This window comes from Dyadobacter crusticola DSM 16708 (assembly GCF_000701505.1).
GTDB classification, from domain to species: domain Bacteria; phylum Bacteroidota; class Bacteroidia; order Cytophagales; family Spirosomataceae; genus Dyadobacter; species Dyadobacter crusticola.
In genome coordinates this window covers 146,594-164,861 of the sequence record NZ_KL370788.1, presented here as the reverse complement: position 1 = coordinate 164,861, position 18,268 = coordinate 146,594, and the positions used below count along the sequence as shown (strand labels likewise).

The following is an 18,268-nucleotide window of genomic DNA, read 5'->3' as shown; positions in this document are numbered from 1 at the left end:
CTACCTGAACCTGAAGTTCTCCGATCTTGGAATACAATTCTTTCTCCTTTGTATTTTCAGTGTCATTCCCAGCCGTCGGTACCTCTTTGCTGAACACGAGCTCCGCCTTTTCCAGAAACTCCCGCTTCCAGGCCGCTATCTGCGTTGGATGAATCTCATACTTGGAGGCTAGTTCCTGGACGGTCTGAACCTCTTTGATAGCTTCAATGGCCACTTTGGCTTTGAAGCTTGCGCTGAATTTTCTGCGTTCCTTTTTCATAGTCAACTACTAAAATAGAAATTTAAGTAGCTGTCCAGATTTTTGGGAGTATTATACTCCGACAGGTGAAAGCGAATTGAAAGATGCAGGCAAAATATTTGCGTTCGTGGCTGCGGCATCAAAATTTTCGATTTTGTTGATAAGATTATTAACCTTGCCTTGTAGATAGTTTAGAAACTTTAATTGAGCCTTTCTCATTTTGTGATATGCTATATTATAGCAATATGGGATAATACTTGCTTTCTATACTGATTTGGTATAAAAATAATATTTATTAGCATTGGGTTCAGACATACCACTGACATTCAAATGAATAATATCGAGGGCTTTTTATTCTTCGTATTGTCGCTTAACAACATTTCGACATAACAATAAACGTTGCGCAAAAGCTGAGAAGGGGATCTATTCGTTTTGTTAAAAAATCTTAGGCGAATATGGAATTTACAAAGAATATCTTTAAACTGGCCTCTGCGATCAAGCAGATGTAGACAACAAAGATTTTTTTCATACTCAATTCCAGAGGTTACGCTTGCATCTATTATGGTCAAATAACCTCACCCCACCGCCATCTTCGCCATATCCTTCCAGATATAATGCGGAGCTGACTCGCGCAGTGCCCAATTGATACTCATCGGCTTCGCTCCGTAATGGTCGATATAATCCGCCAGGCCCAGGAAGACATAGGCAATCGTATTATTGAATTCATCATTGTTCTTCTCCCGCACAAAAAGAAGAATCGATTTCCCCGTTTGTTTTTGCTTTAGATATGACAGCCCTTTACCAGTTTCAGGCCGGGCCGTGTTTTGAGACTGCCAGTGAAATATCTTCTCACTGACTGCGTAATCGTTATACAATGTGGTCGGAGAGTAATTTGCTTCTGTCTTTTCCAGCGTTATGAGCAGCAGCTCGGCATTCTTCGCTTCCAGGTTTACGACCCCTTCACGGTTGCTGGATTTCCTTTCAAATGTGCTTTCCCCGAAAGCGGCAAAGATCTGTTCTCTCGAATATCGGCTATGTACTTTGATCGGTTGAACAAAAGGCAGATCAGCATCCATTTCGATGTGCGCAATTCTGTCGATAACGAGTTCGAGCAGCTCGGCCATTTCACTGACTAGCTGTTCATTTCTTCCAATTTTTGCAATACTTGCCGATAGGTCCTCTGCTCCGCCCGGGCTTCGCCAAAAATCGTAGTGGAGCATGGTTAGCATTAATTTTTCCTGATCGGGCAACGCATTTACATCTACCTGAAACTTCTGCTTCGCCATCCTTAGAATGAATGATAAATAGCTGAATGAATTACAGCAGAGCCATTTTTTCAGTATCGTGCGCTGCGTCTCCTTCTCATTGATTGGCAATAGATTGTCCAACTGATTCGCCAACTGACAGAGTCTGCTCCAAGTCGCTCGCTTGTAAATCGCTTGCAGCGGAATGTTATGGAACGTGACAAAGTTTTTAAGCGATAAAGGCAATGTGGTTTGATGCCGGAAATTGGCGATTTTGTTAACGAGCTGATTGGTATTGAGCTGGGTCGCCGACCGTATATTTTTTAGAATGATTTCCTTTGCCTTCTTTTCCAAAACAATGGAGCAGCCCAATGGCAAATGTGGGAAATCACGTTCGACCTCTTCCAGCGTGGAAGTATTGGTTTTACCTATGAGCGCCCTGAATTTACCTTCAAAATCGTATTCTGGCCGGGCATTGCCAACAAAGTCGAGAACAGTCAGGCACTCCTTACCCTCTGACAATCGCAAACCCCTACCAAGTTGTTGAAGAAACACCGTCAAACTTTCGGTAGGTCGCAAAAACAGCACGGTGTCAATTTCTGGGATATCGACACCCTCATTGAAAATATCAACCACGAAGAGGTAATTGATATCCTTCCGCAACAATTTAGATTTAATGGTGGATCTCAATTCTTCACGGTCGCCTCCGCTGATAAGGTAATCTGCTTTTAACCCAGCCAATGAAAACTTTTCCGCCATGTAAATGGCGTGTTCACGAGTTACACAAAAACCCAATGCCCTGACATCCTCATAGTCTGTGAGATAGTTTCTGCAGTGACTAATAATTTCTCCAACTCGAAGATCATTGTGCGTGTAAATTCTCGTCAGCTCACTTGGGAGATATCGTCCATTCTGCCAGGTTGCATTAGATAAATCTGTACTATCGCTAATTCCAAAATATTGAAATGGACAAAGCAGTTTCCTGTTCATGGCCTCAGGCAATCTAATTTCGGCTGCAATTGTATCGCAAAAGTCCGCCAGAATATCGGCCCCGTCAGTACGCTCGGGAGTCGCGGTTAAGCCAAGAAGCACCTTCGGCTTAAATTTATTTAGAATTGGGCGGTAGCTATTTGCGGCAATGTGGTGCACTTCATCTACGATAATGAAATCATAATAGCTTTCCGAAAGCGGCAGCTCCTCCATGCGATTTGCAAGAGTCATCACAGACGCAAACACAACATCATAATTGTCTGGCTCGATGCCGTCCACCCAGAGGTCACCAAAGTTGTTATCACGTAGAATGCCCGCAAAGGTCGCCCTTGCCTGCATCAGTATTTCCTTTCTGTGTGCGACGAAAAGAAGTCTTGCGTGAGGCTGGGTTTTACGAAAGTTCTTGAAATCAAAGGCCGAAACTACCGTTTTGCCTGTACCGGTCGCAGCGACAATCAAGTTTTTATTCCTATTATGAATTTGCCTTTCAGCTAAAAGCTTTTCTAAAATCTCCTCCTGGAACGGTAAAGGCTTTATATCAAAAAAAGAAGTCCCTTCAACTTGACCTTTGTTCTTCTCTCTTCCGAGGGCTACTTTTAGTTTCTCCGAATGTTCCCCCAATCTAAAATATTCGAATTCTCCGTTTAGCCAATACGTTTCGAAAGTCTTCGCGAATTTGTCTATGATGTGACTAACTTCCTGAGTAGTTACTTTCAAATTCCACTCCAATCCGCTGGTTAGCGCGCTTCTTGAAATATTGGATGACCCAATGTAGCCTGTATTGAAGCCGGTATTTCGGAAGAACAGATAAGATTTTGCGTGTAGCCGCTCGTTTTCCGTATTGTATGAGACCTTTACTTCGCTATTCGGTAGTCCCGCCAAAAACTCCACTGCTTTTAAATCAGTCGCGCCCATGTAGGAAGTCGTGATTATTTTGAGGGAATTACCTTGACGCGTGAATTCTTCCAGCTCTTTCTGAAAGATTCTAATGCCCGACCATTTAATGAAGGAAACCAGGAAGTATATCTTATCAGAAGAGAGTATTTCCTTTTTCAGTTCACTTTCGAGCGAAAGCCCGACATTGGAACCTGTGAATAATTCGCTTTGTCCTAAGCCTGTAAATGGGGTTATTTCCTTAATATGTTTTTCAAAATCGGAGAAAGGCGCATCCATTTTCGCGAATACAGCATTCAGGATTTTTCCATTTATTAAAACCAAATCCTGATCAAAATCAGTGTAATCCAATTCCGTTCGAAGTACCCTGATGATCTTGTTTGATAATTCGATTTGATGTTCAATACTGTCATCTCCAGATATCAAACTTAAACCGTAGTTCAAAAGGCGACTTACATGCTGACTAAGCAAGCGAGCAACCTCGCTTTTATCGACGGGTGTTTCCTTTACAAAGAATTGTTGTTTATCGAGGGAGCTTATCTTTGAAGCAATGAGCTTGGTAATCAAATTCTCGTAAAGGCCTTGCTGCATGGGAGGGGTTTGAGATTGATATTGAGATAAAGTTGCAAAAAACTATCATTTACCAATATCTGGTCGTAAAGTTTTGCAACTCATACTAGTAATCCCGATCGGGTACAAACTAAATACAGAATTCTATTTTATACCCGTATGATACATTATGGCTAATTTCACTATATTTATACCATAAAGGGTATAACATGTCTAATTTCTCAGCATTTTTAAAAGAGAGGCGCAAAGTAGTCGGCTTAACGCAAGAGGAACTTGCTTCGAAGGCTGGCGTCGGCTTACGCTTTATACGCGACCTGGAACAAGGTAAGAAAACACTTCGGCTAGACAAGGTCAACCAAGTGTTGGCATTATTTGGCAAGGAAGCCGGTGTGGTAGATCTTAAATCTTAATGCTATGGCCAAGCAAGCAAATGTATACTATAAAGACAAATTCGCAGGTGTTTTGATAGAAAATGATGAAGGATATACGTTCCAGTACAACGAGTCCTATCTTCGATTATCTGACGCCATGCCTGTGAGTCTGACTTTACCCCTGCAAAGTGGTGCTTTTGAAAGCCGGGTATTATTTCCATTCTTCGACGGGCTCATTCCGGAAGGCTGGCTATTGAACGTAGCTCAAAACTATTGGAAGCTTAAAGGAAACGATCGTTTCGAGTTATTGTTAGCTCTTTGCCGGATGCGATTGGAGCTGTAAGTATTTTACCGCAGGAGGAGGTCGCCGATGTCTAAATGCCTGTTTTGTTACCAAAAATTGGAAAATGACCAACAGTATCACGCCCGGTGCTGTAAGAAATTCTTTGGTACTAGCACGCTACCTGAGCTGCATCTAGACAAACAAATATTGAGTGACCTGGCTACTAGGACAGTTAACAAGCGTATTGCAGTAACAGGGGTTCAGCCCAAACTTTCGGTGGATCTGGAAAAGGAAGTTGGGGGCGAGCGGCTAACAATTGTTGGCTTATGGGGACAATACATCCTGAAACCGCAGCATGATGAGTTTCAATTCATGCCAGAAACGGAGGATTTGACAATGCATTTGGCGGACTTATTTAGAATCAAAACCTGCCAACATACACTCATCCCCACCACCGAAGGCAAGCTGGCCTATATCGCTAAGCGTTTTGATCGTGAGAAGGGCCAGAAGGTACATGTTGAAGATTTCTGTCAAATCTCAGGATTTCTGACAGAGCAAAAATACAAAGGTTCCTACGAGAAAACTGGTAAACTGGTCGCTCAGTACTGCACGAATAAAGGTCTGGATACGCTGAATTTCTTCGAGTTGGTTTTGTTCTGCTACCTGACCGGCAATAATGATATGCACTTAAAGAACTTCTCGGTAATCCACCATAGCAACCATACAATTTCTCTTTCACCAGCCTACGATCTGCTCAATGTAAATCTGGTGTTTCAGGACGATGCTGACGAGCTGGCGCTTACTTTGAATGGCAGAAAGAGGAAAATTATTAAAGGAGATTTTGACATTTTCGCAAAAGCGCTGAATCTGCCGGAAAAGGCGGTATTCAATATCTATGCAAAGTTTGCAGGTGCGGAAAAGAAAGTAGAAGGCGTGATACAGTCGTCATTTTTGCCTCAAGATTGGAAGAAGAGATATATTGAAACTTGGAATAAAAAAATAAGGATCCTCAAAGCTTAGCACTTCCACTTCCGTTTCATCTATTAAGCTCGACAACTCAGTCACCCACTTTGTCAAGCAATTCATATGGGGAAAGAGAACTTAAAGCTGATCCCCCATTTTGATCGCGGAGTACAGTATTGTTCGCGGTTGCCGCTTACATCCCATTGGGTTCAAACTTCCTTTACCCGTGGGTAATCCTGGACACTAATCCGGGTAGCATACGTTCTCTGAATTTTATAATCTTTTATAATTATTAATATACGTTTACTCTTTCGTGGCCATGCCAAGCCTAAATTTGTTCTTAAATAAGCGGCCAAGCAATAGTAGAACCGATAATAGGACAAGAAAACTTGCAAAGTGAATGGGAGAATGGCTTTCCCTCTTGCGTATATCGTAATAAGTTATTACTCGATGATATAGTTGCACCCTGATTTTACCACTGTAAGGGGTCGTGTCAAAGAATTTTTCGAAACAAAACACGCCGTGGTGCTCAATGTTGGTAGTGGCTACTTGAAATAAAGTGTAGCCCGCCTAATAGCATTCACAAATCCCCTGCGGGAGGGTTTAATGTTGAAATAAACATTAGCATTGAAAACAATTCAATTATCCAGTTTAATGCTGTCGCCGACGCGGCAAGTATATAGTTAAGTAGTATGTGCACCAGGCTATCAGAGCAATAAAAAATAATATACTTTTTAAATCCATCTATTATTATGAAGAAAATTACAAGCATCCAATTCATTATCATTCTATTCTTTATAGCCAGTCTTTACGTGGCTGCTATCAGCAAGGAAACACCACCCCCTGCAATTGACTACGGCAAAGAGCAGACACAGATTTTACAGCTGATTGACGCAGAGTCCAAAGCCTTCTGGGACAAGGACTATGACAAATGGGCAGCTTGCTGGGTACATGCACCCTATATCCGTACAATGGGCTGGTGGAAAGATGGCGGGGTTACCGTAGTTAAAGGATGGGACGAAAGAGAGAGTAGAACCAAAGGATACATGAAGGACTTTCCGGAACCCAACCCACAAAATGTACGGCGGGAAAATATCAATGTCAGAATCTTTAAGGATGCCGCCTGGGTCACTTTCGACCAGTATGGCACGGATACCGGAGAGCCGGTAATGGATATGCCTGGCCTCAGCCGTGAAACCCGTTTTCTGGAGAAACACAACGGGCAGTGGAAAATTGCATATGTGGGCTGGCTACTGGAGGGTAACAAGCAATAAGACGCGCAATGGCGCACTGATAGAGTGTTATTGCTGGGCAATTTTAATGCGAACCGGCCCTTTGATATGCTTCACATCAACAGGCGTACCCTTTTGTGTGATTACCACACTGCCTTTGTTATGCAAGTCAATTGCTACCTCGCGTACATCTTCCATATGATTTCGCCAGTTGTCGGGAAATAGCATGCGCGCAATTTCAGAAGGACAGGTGCTTTTTTCAGCGCCACGATGAATGGCAGTAGATAGGATGGCTGTTGCTATTTTCTCGTAATGCTGCATGTTTCTTTAAAAAGTAATTAAATCCAGCGTGACATACCATTAGTTTATATCATTTCGGAAAAGGGTTTAAATTATGAGGTTACAGGCTAAGTTTAAGATGAACGATCCCACAATCGGCCGCTATTTCCGCTACATCACGTGAATCTCTTCTATTGCAAATCTATATTCGTCCTCTCCGACATCATATACACGGCAGCCCACTGTTAAGTCTCCACGCTCTCCATCATAAAACAGATCTATGTCAGCCCTAAGTTGATTAGGATATAATGTTTCAAAAAGGTAGACATTTTCTATTTCTTTGTCTGGAGTGGGCGACAGTGTTCCGGGGTGGGAATCAACAATTTCTTTAATATACTTTTCAGTCAGTTCTTTTTCATAATCCAGATGATATACAAGCCCGAAGTGCCTATTTGCAATAAGCGTCATCAGTTGTTTGATAGCAGAAATTGCTTTATCCTTTTCCATATATATGAGGTAGTTTGAAAGGTATTCTTATCTTCGTAACCGGAGTTTTTTCAGGATTTAAAGTATTTAAACCATCAAGAATACACGGATTGCTTAAACCTGGCCGTGAGAAGCGATCCACCCGACAGGTTAGTAACATCATAAAAGGTGAAAAGTATCAACCTGACCAAGATACGCTGAGATATATCTATATCCCTAAATTCAATTAAGAACTAAGAGGTATTATACTCTCCGTTAATCAAGAAAGAGATGCTTATTTAAGAGTCTCTTTCTCGATTTTATCCATCGCATTCCAAGTGTAGAATTTGACGCAATTCCCATTCAACGATTCTCCATCCACGCCAGAAATGCGGGCGTTTTTTCTTTATTAATCAGCAATTGCTCCGGCGTTTCTACAAGCAACTTTACATATAACTTACGCATAAAATAATGCTCCACTTCCTTGATGGCTGAAAAGTTGACCAGATACTGGCGGTTTACACGGAAAAATTGCTTTTGGCTTACCGATCCGGCGATCTGGTCGAGCGACTGGTTCAGGGAAAATTCTTGTCCATCGAAACACATGATCATTGAAGTTTCATTTTTAATGTAGAAAAAGGCGATCTGCGTGGTTTGGACCGTGGTATATTTCTGTTGTTTAAAAACCAAAAACGTGGTTTTCTCAGCGGGAGGAACAATTTTAGTCAGTAACTCGCTCAGATCCGGCATTGTCTTTTGCTGGAAAAAAATTTTCAGATCGTCGACTTTGCCGAGTGCGCCGGCAATGTCTTCTTTTGAAAAAGGTTTGAGCACATAATCCACGCCATTTCGCTTGAATGCTTCCAGTGAGTATTCATCGAAAGCCGTGCAAAAAATCACTGGACAAGCGATTTCAACGGATTTGAAAATCTCAAAACTCAGCCCGTCAGCCAGCTGGATATCCATAAAGATGAGGTCCGGCTTTGACCCGGTGGAGAGCATTTCAATGGATTCTTCAATGCTTTGATAAGGCCCGGTGACGCTGGATTGCGGCCGTAACTCGCGCAGAATATTTGCGAGGGAGCGCGCCGTTTTCAGCTCATCTTCAATGATTATGATGTTCATGGATTAAAGGAAGTCTGACCTGAAATGTGTTTTGCTCGCTGAGCACCTCCACTTTCTTATTAATTAAATGGCTGTATTTCAGCTCAATGTTCTTTAATCCAACACCCAGTGATTCCTCCCGGCTGTTTCTAAGCTGGATTTGGTTTTCAACAATGATGCTTTCGCCCTCATTGAAAATCCGGATATGAAGCGGTCGGTTCAGTGATACAACGTTGTGTTTGAGACAGTTTTCGACTAATAGCTGTAATGTAAACGGAGGAATTAATGTATCTAAAACGGTTTTATCGAGCTTGTTCTGGAAAATAAAGCCCTCCTCAAACCTTGCTTTTTGCAAAAAAAGATATGCATTTAAAATCTCCAATTCTTCTTTCAAATGGATCAGGTCCAGCTTGCGGCTTTCCAGCGTATAGCGGTAGAAGTTGGCGAGTTTCAGTATAAAATCTACGGATTGCCGGTCATTGGTTTCGACCATCGCTTTAAGCGTATTCAGACTATTAAACAGAAAATGTGGATTCACCTGCTGCTTCAAAAGATCATACTGCGCACTCAGGTTATCGTTCCGAAAACGTTCCAGCTCCATGCTCACGTGCTGGTTTTCATAATTTTGTTGCAGCATATTCAGGAACATGTAGAACACCAGATTGATCAAGATCCCGCGCACTTCCACCATCAGCATCGCCGGGCCGAAATCAATGTGCGACAAGATAAGCTGCTGAATGCAAGCCAGTCCAAGCATTACGACAAGACCTAAAACGAGCGAGTTCAGCAATTTGGCATAAGATATCTGCTGTCCCTGTGTCGGCTTGGTTTTGCGCGAGAGCATGTAAATATTGAAATACCACATGATCACAGCAAATGACGCCGTGATCCCCGCATTTACAGCCGCCTCCAGAGGCACAAACTTGTGCGAAGCCAATTGCGGCACCGAGGAAAGCAGACCGATTACAATGGAGCTCGTCCAGATGATTTTGTTTGAGACTTTTAAAACCGGTTTTGATGTCATGTTTAATGCTTGGTCGATCCAATTTCGGCCTTTTCAGGGAAAAACAGCAGCTTGCTGGGAAGTAATAAACAGGATTCGTTGATCCTCCACGGGCTTGTTGTCGCCCGCTGCGTAACTTGGCCCAGGCTGAAAATTGTAATCAAAAGTGAAACTTTCCTCGTTTCTTCCTGTCACTTTTACCTGTTCAACAGAATAAATCCCGGCATTGATATTGGTCCCATACCAGTGCGGCATTGGTTTTTGTTTCCAGGTTACCAAGGTATAATGTGCCCCAATGCTTGGCTTGGACAAAGAATCCCGGGCAGTTTGCAGCGCCAGATCATTTCCGTAAAGCATTGAAATTGTGCCTTTTTTGTTATTAAGGATGGATTTGATCACTTTTTCGTTCCCGGCATCGTACAAGTATTCCGGTGCCAGCGTGGCAGTGTTGCGATCGTCGCAGGACGTGAAAAAAAGTGCTATCGCAATGATATATAGGGAGATTGTTGTCTTCATTTCAGGGGATTTTATTTGGTGGGAATGTTGAATACAAAATCATTTTCAGGTGCCAGCAACCGGTGGCAGTTAGCGCAGGTTTGTTCGAACAAGACCGTTTTTCCTGCCGGTTTCAGATCCAGCCCGTCGAATTTGGCAAATCCCCAGCCTTCGGTGGCGCTGTATTTTTTGCTGTCTTTGATCATGAACTGTGCATTTTGGAAGTTGCCGGGAAGCACATTGCCATCCTTATCCTCCACCTGTTTTCCCCAAACCACCTTTACAATCCTCGCTCCGTCGGGAAATGGGAGCTGGCGATTTTTGATGGCTTTTACCATAATATCGTTTCCGTAGACGATCCGCATGCTGCCGCCGTCGAACTTGTCGGTGAGGCTGATAATTTCCCAGTGTTTGTAATCCGCTGAATAAGGAATGCCGTTTAAGGAAACGGGAGTTTTGGGAGTTGAAGCTTTTTGATTTGCCGAAGTTTGCGCCACGATCCTGGCTGTATCCACCTTATGTCTTCCGGGAAGTGTGTTTACATATTGCTTCAAAACCGCGAGCTCGGATGCAGAAACTTTGCCGCCGGAATGCGCCAGCTGGTATCGTTTCAAAGGCATTTTACCGTGCTCGATCGCATTCACCATCTCCCAAAGCAGCAACTCCTGAACGGCTGGTGGATTTTTGTCCCATTCGGAAAAATTGAACCGCGAACGCGCCTCATTCACATCATGCGAAACCAGAAAAGATGCCGGCGCGATCTTGTCAAACCATTCCACTTTCGCTTCATTGGAATGACAATCGTAACACGCGCGCTCCAAGATCTGCTTCACCTCCGCAGGGGCCGCAATCTCGCTGGTCACAGGCGGGTTCTCAATGTCAGGTGAGCTGATCTGTAGCACCACAAAGATTAAGATGAGCACAATTGCTGCGCTTCTGTAAAATGTTAACCCTGGCTTTTTCATTTCGATATAATGATCTCATTGTCAAAGCTCAAATGTATATATAGGTGCTTCTGTTTCTAAGCAGCAACGACCCGGGTTAGACAAATTTTACCGTAAAACAGACATAGGCAATCGTGAGCTAGACAATCAGCTAAGCAGCTGAATGTGCATTCAGGGAACAGAAATTGTGAGATCTTGAAACCTACTTAGCCAACTGCAAATCCGCAATACTCTTGATCCTGTTTCGCTCTAAAAATGCATCAATTGTCTCGAAATGCTCGATCACACGTTTATCCTTAAACTCAAAAACCTTTTGGGACAAACCTTGCAAAAAGTCACGATCGTGAGATACCAGCACCAATGTTCCGTCGAAGTTTCGAAGTGCTTCTTTCAAAACATCCTTTGACTTTAAATCCAAGTGGTTTGTAGGTTCATCGAGAATCAGCAGGTTTACAGGTTCGAGCAACAGCTTCACCATCGCAAGACGCGTTTTTTCTCCGCCGGATAATACGCTTACTTTCTTGTCGATATCTTCACCCTGGAACATGAATGCGCCCAGAATATTCTTGATCTGTGTTCTTACATCACCTTCTGCAACTTCGTCCACAGTTTGAAAAATGGTGAGATTAGGATCCAGCAAGGATGCCTGGTTTTGGGCGAAATAGCCAACCTTGACATTATGTCCCAGCTGGCAGGTTCCTTCGACATCGATCTGGCCCATGATCGCCTTGATCATTGTCGATTTACCTTCCCCATTCCGGCCCACAAACGAAACTTTTTCACCTCTCGAAATGGTCATGCTCGCATTCTTGAACACAACCTGATCTCCGTAGGATTTGGAAACGTCTTTTACAGTCACCGGATAATCGCCGGACCGTGGCGAAGGTGGAAAACGAAGTTTCAGGGCTGAATTATCGATTTCGTCTATTTCAATAATTTCAAGTTTTTCAAGCATGCGTTCGCGGGAGGAAACCTGGTTAGTTTTAGAGTAGGTTCCGCGGAAGCGTTCGATGAATTGCATGTTGTCTGCAATCATTTTCTGCTGCTCCTGATAGGCTTTGAGCTGGTGCGACCTGCGCTCTTCTCGCAGCACCAGATAATGCGAATAGTTGGCTTTGTAGTCAAAAATCCGGCCCATTGTTACTTCAATGGTGCGGTTTGTAATGTTGTCAATGAAGGCTCGGTCGTGGGAAATGACCATTACTGCATTGGATTTGTTTACCAAAAAATCTTCCAGCCACATTACCGATTCAATATCAATGTGGTTGGTCGGCTCATCGAGCAAGATAAGGTCGGGCTTTTGCAACAGGATTTTGGCCAGCTCAATGCGCATCCGCCAGCCTCCGCTGAATTCCTTAGTTTGCCGCTGAAAATCTTCCGGCCTGAATCCCAATCCTTTCAAAGCTTTTTCCACCTCTGCGTCGTAATTGACTTCTTCGAGCTGGTAATATTTTTCACCGATTTCGGTCACCTGTTCGATGATCGCCATATATTCATCGCTCTCATAATCCGTGCGGGTTTCGAGCGCGTGGTTCAGTCTTTCCATTTCGGCGCGCATTTCAAAAACCTGCTTGAATGCTTTAGCCGCTTCTTCGAAAACGGTACAGTTATCCTCGGTGAGTAAATGTTGGGGCAAATAAGCGATCACAGCGTCTTTGGGCGCACGTACGTGGCCGCGATTGGCTTTTTGCTCACCCGCGATGATTTTCATCATCGTGGATTTCCCCGCTCCATTCTTACCCATCAGGGCAATTTTATCGGTAGGGTTGATAACGAAGGAAACTTCGCTAAAAAGGACAGAACCGCTGAATTCAACGGCCAAATTTTCAACTGTAATCATCTTCTCATTTTTTGAAGCCGCAAAGGTACGATGATACGATGATTGACCAACAGCATTGAATTAATTGTTAATCAGAGGCGTTTTCAAGTAAGTATATCATGTTCTAATCAACTCAAAACAGATGGACTTACGCACAACATTGTCGGTAAATGAGAGCTTTATGGAAATGCTGACAGATATAAAAAACCGGGGAGCAAAAGCAGAAATGATCCTGGACATCAACGGACTGGAACGCGCTGAGGGCGTAATCCAGGAGATTCACGCCGACGATCCCAACCCATACATTGTACTAAGAGACGGAACGAAGATTGTAGAAAAGACAATAGCCGCCCTTAATGGCATGTTCCGGCCTGAGTATTCCGGATGTTAATGGGTCTGGGGGAGGGCGACGGCGCCAGCATGCTCGTCTTTGTCCATTCCGATTATCCTGTCAATATCCACATAGTATCGGCCTGACCGAATATTCGTTTCGAGCAGGATCTTTCGGCAGGTATCAGTAGTAATAGCGCCGCCTAGCGCCACTGCTGAGCCTAATTGCGGCCAGGATGAGATTGATTGCCCGATCTCGGTTAATGAGGCTTTCAGGCGGTTTGAAATTTGATCCGCATCGATAATCCTGCCCACTATTTGTACTTTTTCCTGTGTAGACAGATTCTTAAAATCAGCCGGGTCCATGTCGGCCAGAAGCCCGTGTAAAATCGGGCGGTCGGGCTCTTTGTCGAATCGCTCAATATCGATCATGCCCCTGTCGCTTGTGTCCATTACAACCGGAATTCTGAAACGCCGGGCCCTTTGCCGCGCCAGTACCTTGATGTCCAGTCCATCGCATACTTCCACCAGAACATCAAGTTTTCCACCTTCGGTTAAAAAGTCATCGATATTGTTTTCTGAAATTCCCTCGTGATAGATCTGTACATTGATAAATGGATCGATTTCTGCTATCGCGCGGGCGGCAACAACGGACTTGTTCATACCCAGGCTATGCGTGCTGGTCTGAATGCGATTCAGGTTCGAAAGTTCGATCAGGTCGTAATCGGCCAGTCGCAATTCCCCTACGGATCTTTCTGTGGCAAGCGTCAGGGCAACAGCGTGCCCGATCGACAAGCCGATGATGCCAATTTTTTTGGTAGCCAATATTTGCTGTTCCTCAGGAGTGATTTTATAATTATTCCGGTTGGTCCTTACTTTGCTAAATTCCTCCTCATCCAACAGGTGGACAAGTCTCCTGCTCCACGGATAGAAAACCCATACGCCATATTCATGAAGAGTCGTACCGCCGAGGTGTTCTTGTATAAGGGCATCTGATTGTTCCTGCGTCAGTTTAACAGCAGGGTTTTTAATTTTTGCGAGTTCAAAAAGTTGATTATAGATGGTATCAAATACCAAAATATCGGGCTTCTGTGCGAGAAGCAGTTCTAATCTATTTCTATCATCTGAATTAATAAGCCGATAGAAAATAGGTTGAAATAAAGCTTCTGATTTCTCTGAGATATTTTCTTCAAGTCTTGTTAATATTTCCATTAAAGTATATCGCGTATTGTAAATGTTTTCTTTTTGTTAATGCCAGTTCATTTATGTTAAAAAGCAGACGTTATCTGTTTGTTTGCGACATTAAAATTGATGGAATGCGGCAGTTTAGCTACTCGATCCGGAAAGCTATCACCCAAAACACCAGCGCCATATCTGCAAACTACCCCAGCTATAATTGATTGGTTTATATGGGTTGGTGACATTTTATGGATCTCTGAAATGACCGCTGCTGATGAAGCGGGGAATTTAAATCCTGGATAGCCATTGTCATTTTGTTTTGTAGTAACTCCCTCCATCATCGGCAACAAATCTGCATGATATTTAACCGAGTTGACCGAGCAGGAGTAGAGGCAATATCTGGAATGATCCAGAATTGAAATCCCTATTGCCGCCAGCATAGCAAACCTGCACAGCCCCAGTCCCCGAAATTCGTCCGATACAGCGACCCTGCTCAATTCGACTATTTTGTCTTGATAAATCAGCCTGCTTTCCGGCTTTATGTCAAATGCATATTCAGTCGGGAGTCGCTCGGAAGTGTCCGATTTTATATCCAGATTAAACTTTTGGTTGATCGCGTTTAGCTGCTTTTCAATTGTTTCATTAACATGCCTTTTCACGACTCTTATCGTAGCAATCTGGCGACGATTAGAAAATACTCCGATTAGATTGGCTTTCCAGTCACTTGGCAGCAAATCATATTGCTTATCCACGTATTCGCCTGAGTATTCTTTTTTATAAATTTTTGATCTCAAAGCCAAGTGATCGATAATGTCGGCCTCGCTTGTCAGTTCTCGAAGTTCAAAGTTGCTGAGTAGTAGCTGAAAATTAAATTCCATTGAATTTGATATTTAGTAAGTGAATGATTTAGAAATGCATGAAGCTGTTAACAATCACATATCGAGATGACTTTGGTACTTACCACATGAAATAAGTACCCGGTTATCGGTTCAGCAAAACTACTTTCTACTATAAGGCAACGTTTTAAACATTCCTTAAGAAGTATAAAGAATTATAAAAATGAGGGGAAATCAGAGGAAGACTTAGCAGGCATAACAATGCAGCTTCCAGGAATAACTAGAAGCGCTGCATTTGATTACAGTTTTGCTAGATAGGCAGTGAAAATATGTGGAAATTGGAAGCTCTGGTGAGAAGCGGAGTAGGAGAAGAGGATTACACTGATCAATGATGTCAACGGCAATCTGTTACAGGATCGTAGTTGACATCATTCTAAGCTTGTTTTTCGTCGTCGGAGCCTTCAAATCAACTCTTTAAAACTTGAACAGGATCTTCCAACGCGGCCTTTATACTTTGAAAGCTCGTGGTAAGGATTGCAACGAATGCGGTTAGAATGGCGGTCAGAAGGAAAGGCCAGGGCGAAATGCTAGTTCTGTAAGCGAAATTGTCCAGCCACTTTTCTGCTAAAAAATAGGCTACAGGTGCCGCGATGATGAAGGCAATCAAAATCAATCCCAGAAAATCTCTATAAAACAAAAAGACAATACTTGCAGTCGAACCACCCAGCACTTTTCGCACGCCAACCTCTTTTTTCCGCTGTACCGTCGCGTAAGCACTTAATCCGATCAGTCCCAGACAAGAGATAAAGATGGTTAGGAAGGCAAAGTTCATAAACAGCGCCTTGAACTGCTCCTCAGCGCGATACTGACGATCGAAATATTCGTCCATGAAGAAATAACTAAATGGCCTGTTCGGCATGAGCAAGTTCCATTTTTCTTCGATGCGCTTCAATGTTCCCGGTAATTCCCCGCCGGCAATTTTTACAGATACGAGGTTGCAGTATTTCGGTTCTATCCGCATAGTAAGAGGCTGAACACTTTCCTGCAATGACCGAAAATGAAAATCTTTTACAACGCCGATAATCCTCCCTTCATTTCCCGATTGCAAGAATTGTTTTCCAACTGCGAGGCTGGGATCGCTGTAACCAAACAATTTGGCAGCCGCTTCATTGATAATCATTGCCCTTGCGCTATCGGTCGCAAAGTCCTCCGAAAATTCTCTCCCGGCCAATATTTTTAATTTAAACAATGAGATATAATCGAAATCCACGAGAAGTTCGTGTAGGTCACCTGTTTGCAGATCCCCGCCTGCGCTTTCAATTTGTGTAATAGCATTTTGATATCTGCTTCCCGGGATACTTGATGATCTGGATGTAAGAAGTGCTCCTTTGATTGTAGATAAAGATTTCTGCAAAACCGCTTTATTCGGATCGGCATCGGTATCTATCACCAGGATTTGATCCTTACTGAATCCGAGGTCTTTATTCTCCATGTACTGCATCTGATTAAAAATGATCAATGTTCCGATTATCAATGTAATCGATACGGCAAACTGGCTTACAACCAGCGCTTTTCTCAGGAAAACACCCTTCCCACTGTTCCTGAAATTACCTTTTAATACGGATGCTGGCTGGAAGGAAGATAAAACCAACGCAGGATACATACCTGCCAACACCCCGATAACAATAGAAACCACCAAAAACACGACCACGAACGAAAAGTCATCAATGATCCCGTGACTGATTTCCTTTCCAGCCAGGGTGTCGAAGTGAGGAATCAGAATAGCTGACAAGATAAGGGATACAAAAAAAGCAATGAGGCATATCAGCACAGATTCACAAATGAACTGCTTTGCGATTCTCCAGCGTCCCGCTCCAACCACTTTTCGCATTCCTACTTCCTTAGCACGCTCAACAGAACGTGCTGTCGTCAAATTGACGAAATTAATGCAGGCAATAAGCATGGTGAATACAGCTACTGCCGTAAATATGTATACGTTGGAAGCATTGCCCTTTTCCATCCAGCCGACGTACTCCGCTTGTAGGTAGACGCTTTCCAGCGGTTCAAGTGAAATCTTATACATTAGCTTTTGTTCAGCCATTATTTTTCCAGCATGCCGCTCCAGAAAGTCCGAAAATTTCGCGGTAAGCGATTCTGCAGACGTATTCGGTTTCAGGAGCAGGTAGGTCATGGGCTCAAAAGCGGCCCAATCATTATCGGCTTCCGGCTTGTAACGTTTCATTGTGGACGCCGATAAAAACATATTTGCCCTAATATGAGAGTTGAGCGGCAGGTCCTGCACGACTCCTGTCACATTTGCGACCAACCCTTCCGCATCCAGTAATACTGTTTGCCCGATCGGGTCTGCCTCTCCAAAATACTTTTTTGCGGCGGTTTCAGTGAAGACAATGCTTAGCGGAGCTCTCAGTGCCGAATGCGCATTGCCGCGGATTAATTTGAAATCAAAGACCTTGAAAAGGGTTGAGTCAGCAAACAACGTCTTCTCTTCCTGAAACTTAGCATCCCCTTTTCTGACAAGAAAACTGACTCGGCTTAAACGCACAAAGGTCTCAATCTCGGGAAAATCTTTCGCCATATTAGGCCCATAAGCCCAGCTTGATCCTTTGTGGCTGGTTTCGTTACTTGTTTCAATGTCAGTCACAATCCTGAAAATCCGATCTGATTTCGAATGGAATTTATCATAACTCGATTCAAAGTTCACGTATAGACAAATCAGAAAGCAGGCAGACATGCCTATGGCCAGTCCCAGGACATTAATTGTTGAAAATCCCCGATGTCTCCAGAGATTACGGGACGCGATTTTGAGATAATTGTCAATCATACCAACTTGCTTTTAACCGTTCAATTGTGTGTAAAATCATCCGGCACTTGCTCATTGATTATCGATAAACGTTAATTCCGCAAACATGTAAACAGGGCCGTTGGAATTAATTTACTCATTCTACAACTTCGGTTGACTCATAGATGAGCAGCCGGTAGCAGCGATTGATTTTCTGGTAATTTGTTTG

Annotated in this window: 17 protein-coding genes; 5 read left to right on the top strand and 12 right to left on the bottom strand. The window is 43.3% G+C overall.

The window, feature by feature from the left end; translation table 11 throughout:
* Both Q369_RS0127445 and Q369_RS0127435 read right to left on the bottom strand, forming a co-directional pair.
* The coding region (locus Q369_RS0127445) for a transposase (RefSeq protein ID WP_031530907.1) at window positions 1-259 on the bottom strand (259 nt) is incomplete at its 3' end.
* A gap of 554 nt (window positions 260-813) precedes the next feature.
* Window positions 814-3,957 carry a DUF3427 domain-containing protein gene (locus tag Q369_RS0127435; protein ID WP_031530906.1) on the bottom strand — a complete coding sequence of 1,048 codons (3,144 nt, stop codon included), beginning with the start codon at window positions 3,955-3,957 and terminating at the stop codon, window positions 814-816.
* Between the two features lie 188 nt (window positions 3,958-4,145).
* Here Q369_RS0127435 and Q369_RS0127430 point away from each other — a divergent pair, with 188 nt between their 5' ends.
* The 4 genes from Q369_RS0127430 (at window position 4,146) to Q369_RS0127415 (ending at window position 6,827) form a co-directional block, all read left to right on the top strand.
* A complete protein-coding gene (locus tag Q369_RS0127430) occupies window positions 4,146-4,346 on the top strand; it encodes a helix-turn-helix transcriptional regulator (protein WP_031530905.1) in 201 nt (66 codons plus the stop codon).
* Between the two features lie 4 nt (window positions 4,347-4,350).
* Window positions 4,351-4,650, top strand: a complete 300-nt coding sequence (locus Q369_RS28160; protein ID WP_310589043.1) for a HipA N-terminal domain-containing protein — start codon at window positions 4,351-4,353, stop codon at window positions 4,648-4,650.
* A 57-nt stretch (window positions 4,651-4,707) separates the two neighbouring features.
* The gene (locus tag Q369_RS0127420; RefSeq protein WP_229206967.1) at window positions 4,708-5,610 is read left to right on the top strand and encodes a HipA domain-containing protein; all 903 of its coding nucleotides are present in this window, start codon (window positions 4,708-4,710) and stop codon (window positions 5,608-5,610) included.
* 695 nt (window positions 5,611-6,305) lie between these two features.
* The gene (locus Q369_RS0127415; protein ID WP_031530903.1) at window positions 6,306-6,827 is read left to right on the top strand and encodes a nuclear transport factor 2 family protein; all 522 of its coding nucleotides are present in this window, start codon (window positions 6,306-6,308) and stop codon (window positions 6,825-6,827) included.
* Window positions 6,828-6,854: 27 nt separating this feature from the next.
* Here the strand turns inward: Q369_RS0127415 and Q369_RS0127410 are convergent, their stop codons facing one another.
* The 7 genes from Q369_RS0127410 to Q369_RS0127380 all read right to left on the bottom strand — a co-directional run bounded on the left by Q369_RS0127410 (window position 6,855) and on the right by Q369_RS0127380 (window position 12,915).
* Window positions 6,855-7,106 (bottom strand): DUF3253 domain-containing protein, encoded by a 252-nt coding sequence (locus Q369_RS0127410; protein ID WP_031530902.1) that lies wholly within the window; start codon window positions 7,104-7,106, stop codon window positions 6,855-6,857.
* Between the two features lie 129 nt (window positions 7,107-7,235).
* Window positions 7,236-7,571: a DUF7668 domain-containing protein gene (locus tag Q369_RS0127405; RefSeq protein WP_031530901.1), complete on the bottom strand. Its 336-nt coding sequence runs from the start codon at window positions 7,569-7,571 to the stop codon at window positions 7,236-7,238.
* Window positions 7,572-7,892: 321 nt separating this feature from the next.
* On the bottom strand, window positions 7,893-8,654 hold the full coding sequence (locus Q369_RS0127400) for a LytR/AlgR family response regulator transcription factor (RefSeq protein WP_031530900.1): 762 nt from the start codon (window positions 8,652-8,654) through the stop codon (window positions 7,893-7,895).
* Entirely contained in the window at window positions 8,635-9,657 is a 1,023-nt protein-coding gene (locus Q369_RS0127395; protein ID WP_031530899.1) for a sensor histidine kinase, read from the bottom strand. Before Q369_RS0127395 ends, Q369_RS0127400 begins: the two co-directional genes overlap by 20 nt.
* A gap of 33 nt (window positions 9,658-9,690) precedes the next feature.
* On the bottom strand, window positions 9,691-10,152 hold the full coding sequence (locus Q369_RS0127390) for a hypothetical protein (protein WP_031530898.1): 462 nt from the start codon (window positions 10,150-10,152) through the stop codon (window positions 9,691-9,693).
* 11 nt (window positions 10,153-10,163) lie between these two features.
* Window positions 10,164-11,036 (bottom strand): heme-binding domain-containing protein, encoded by an 873-nt coding sequence (locus Q369_RS0127385; protein ID WP_229206966.1) that lies wholly within the window; start codon window positions 11,034-11,036, stop codon window positions 10,164-10,166.
* A 241-nt stretch (window positions 11,037-11,277) separates the two neighbouring features.
* Window positions 11,278-12,915, bottom strand: a complete 1,638-nt coding sequence (locus Q369_RS0127380; RefSeq protein ID WP_031530896.1) for an ABC-F family ATP-binding cassette domain-containing protein — start codon at window positions 12,913-12,915, stop codon at window positions 11,278-11,280.
* 121 nt (window positions 12,916-13,036) lie between these two features.
* On the opposite strand from Q369_RS0127380, the gene Q369_RS0127375 reads away from it, so the two are divergent.
* The gene (locus tag Q369_RS0127375; RefSeq protein ID WP_031530895.1) at window positions 13,037-13,285 is read left to right on the top strand and encodes a hypothetical protein; all 249 of its coding nucleotides are present in this window, start codon (window positions 13,037-13,039) and stop codon (window positions 13,283-13,285) included.
* On the opposite strand, the gene Q369_RS0127370 is transcribed toward Q369_RS0127375, so the two are convergent.
* The 3 genes from Q369_RS0127370 to Q369_RS0127360 form a co-directional block, all read right to left on the bottom strand.
* Entirely contained in the window at window positions 13,282-14,436 is a 1,155-nt protein-coding gene (locus Q369_RS0127370) for an Rv1355c family protein (RefSeq protein ID WP_051664322.1), read from the bottom strand. The two genes, Q369_RS0127375 and Q369_RS0127370, sit on opposite strands and share 4 nt — an antisense overlap.
* A gap of 56 nt (window positions 14,437-14,492) precedes the next feature.
* Window positions 14,493-15,281, bottom strand: coding sequence for a hypothetical protein (locus Q369_RS0127365; protein ID WP_031530893.1), 789 nt, complete (start codon window positions 15,279-15,281; stop codon window positions 14,493-14,495).
* Window positions 15,282-15,705: 424 nt separating this feature from the next.
* Window positions 15,706-18,081, bottom strand: coding sequence for an ABC transporter permease (locus Q369_RS0127360; RefSeq protein WP_031530892.1), 2,376 nt, complete (start codon window positions 18,079-18,081; stop codon window positions 15,706-15,708).
* Between the last annotated feature and the right edge of the window lie 187 nt (window positions 18,082-18,268).

Excerpts from the sequence above, each read along its gene's own strand:
- Q369_RS0127430 (WP_031530905.1), top strand. The coding sequence starts at position 4,146 with ATGTCTAATTTCTCAGCATTTTTAAAAGAGAGGCGCAAAGTAGTCGGC.
- Q369_RS0127370 (WP_051664322.1), bottom strand. The coding sequence starts at position 14,436 with ATGGAAATATTAACAAGACTTGAAGAAAATATCTCAGAGAAATCAGAA.
- Q369_RS0127415 (WP_031530903.1), top strand. The coding sequence starts at position 6,306 with ATGAAGAAAATTACAAGCATCCAATTCATTATCATTCTATTCTTTATA.
- Q369_RS0127360 (WP_031530892.1), bottom strand. The coding sequence starts at position 18,081 with ATGATTGACAATTATCTCAAAATCGCGTCCCGTAATCTCTGGAGACAT.
- Q369_RS0127395 (WP_031530899.1), bottom strand. The coding sequence starts at position 9,657 with ATGACATCAAAACCGGTTTTAAAAGTCTCAAACAAAATCATCTGGACG.
- Q369_RS28160 (WP_310589043.1), top strand. The coding sequence starts at position 4,351 with ATGGCCAAGCAAGCAAATGTATACTATAAAGACAAATTCGCAGGTGTT.
- Q369_RS0127435 (WP_031530906.1), bottom strand. The coding sequence starts at position 3,957 with ATGCAGCAAGGCCTTTACGAGAATTTGATTACCAAGCTCATTGCTTCA.
- Q369_RS0127375 (WP_031530895.1), top strand. The coding sequence starts at position 13,037 with ATGGACTTACGCACAACATTGTCGGTAAATGAGAGCTTTATGGAAATG.
- Q369_RS0127405 (WP_031530901.1), bottom strand. The coding sequence starts at position 7,571 with ATGGAAAAGGATAAAGCAATTTCTGCTATCAAACAACTGATGACGCTT.
- Q369_RS0127410 (WP_031530902.1), bottom strand. The coding sequence starts at position 7,106 with ATGCAGCATTACGAGAAAATAGCAACAGCCATCCTATCTACTGCCATT.
- Q369_RS0127390 (WP_031530898.1), bottom strand. The coding sequence starts at position 10,152 with ATGAAGACAACAATCTCCCTATATATCATTGCGATAGCACTTTTTTTC.
- Q369_RS0127400 (WP_031530900.1), bottom strand. The coding sequence starts at position 8,654 with ATGAACATCATAATCATTGAAGATGAGCTGAAAACGGCGCGCTCCCTC.
- Q369_RS0127380 (WP_031530896.1), bottom strand. The coding sequence starts at position 12,915 with ATGATTACAGTTGAAAATTTGGCCGTTGAATTCAGCGGTTCTGTCCTT.
- Q369_RS0127365 (WP_031530893.1), bottom strand. The coding sequence starts at position 15,281 with ATGGAATTTAATTTTCAGCTACTACTCAGCAACTTTGAACTTCGAGAA.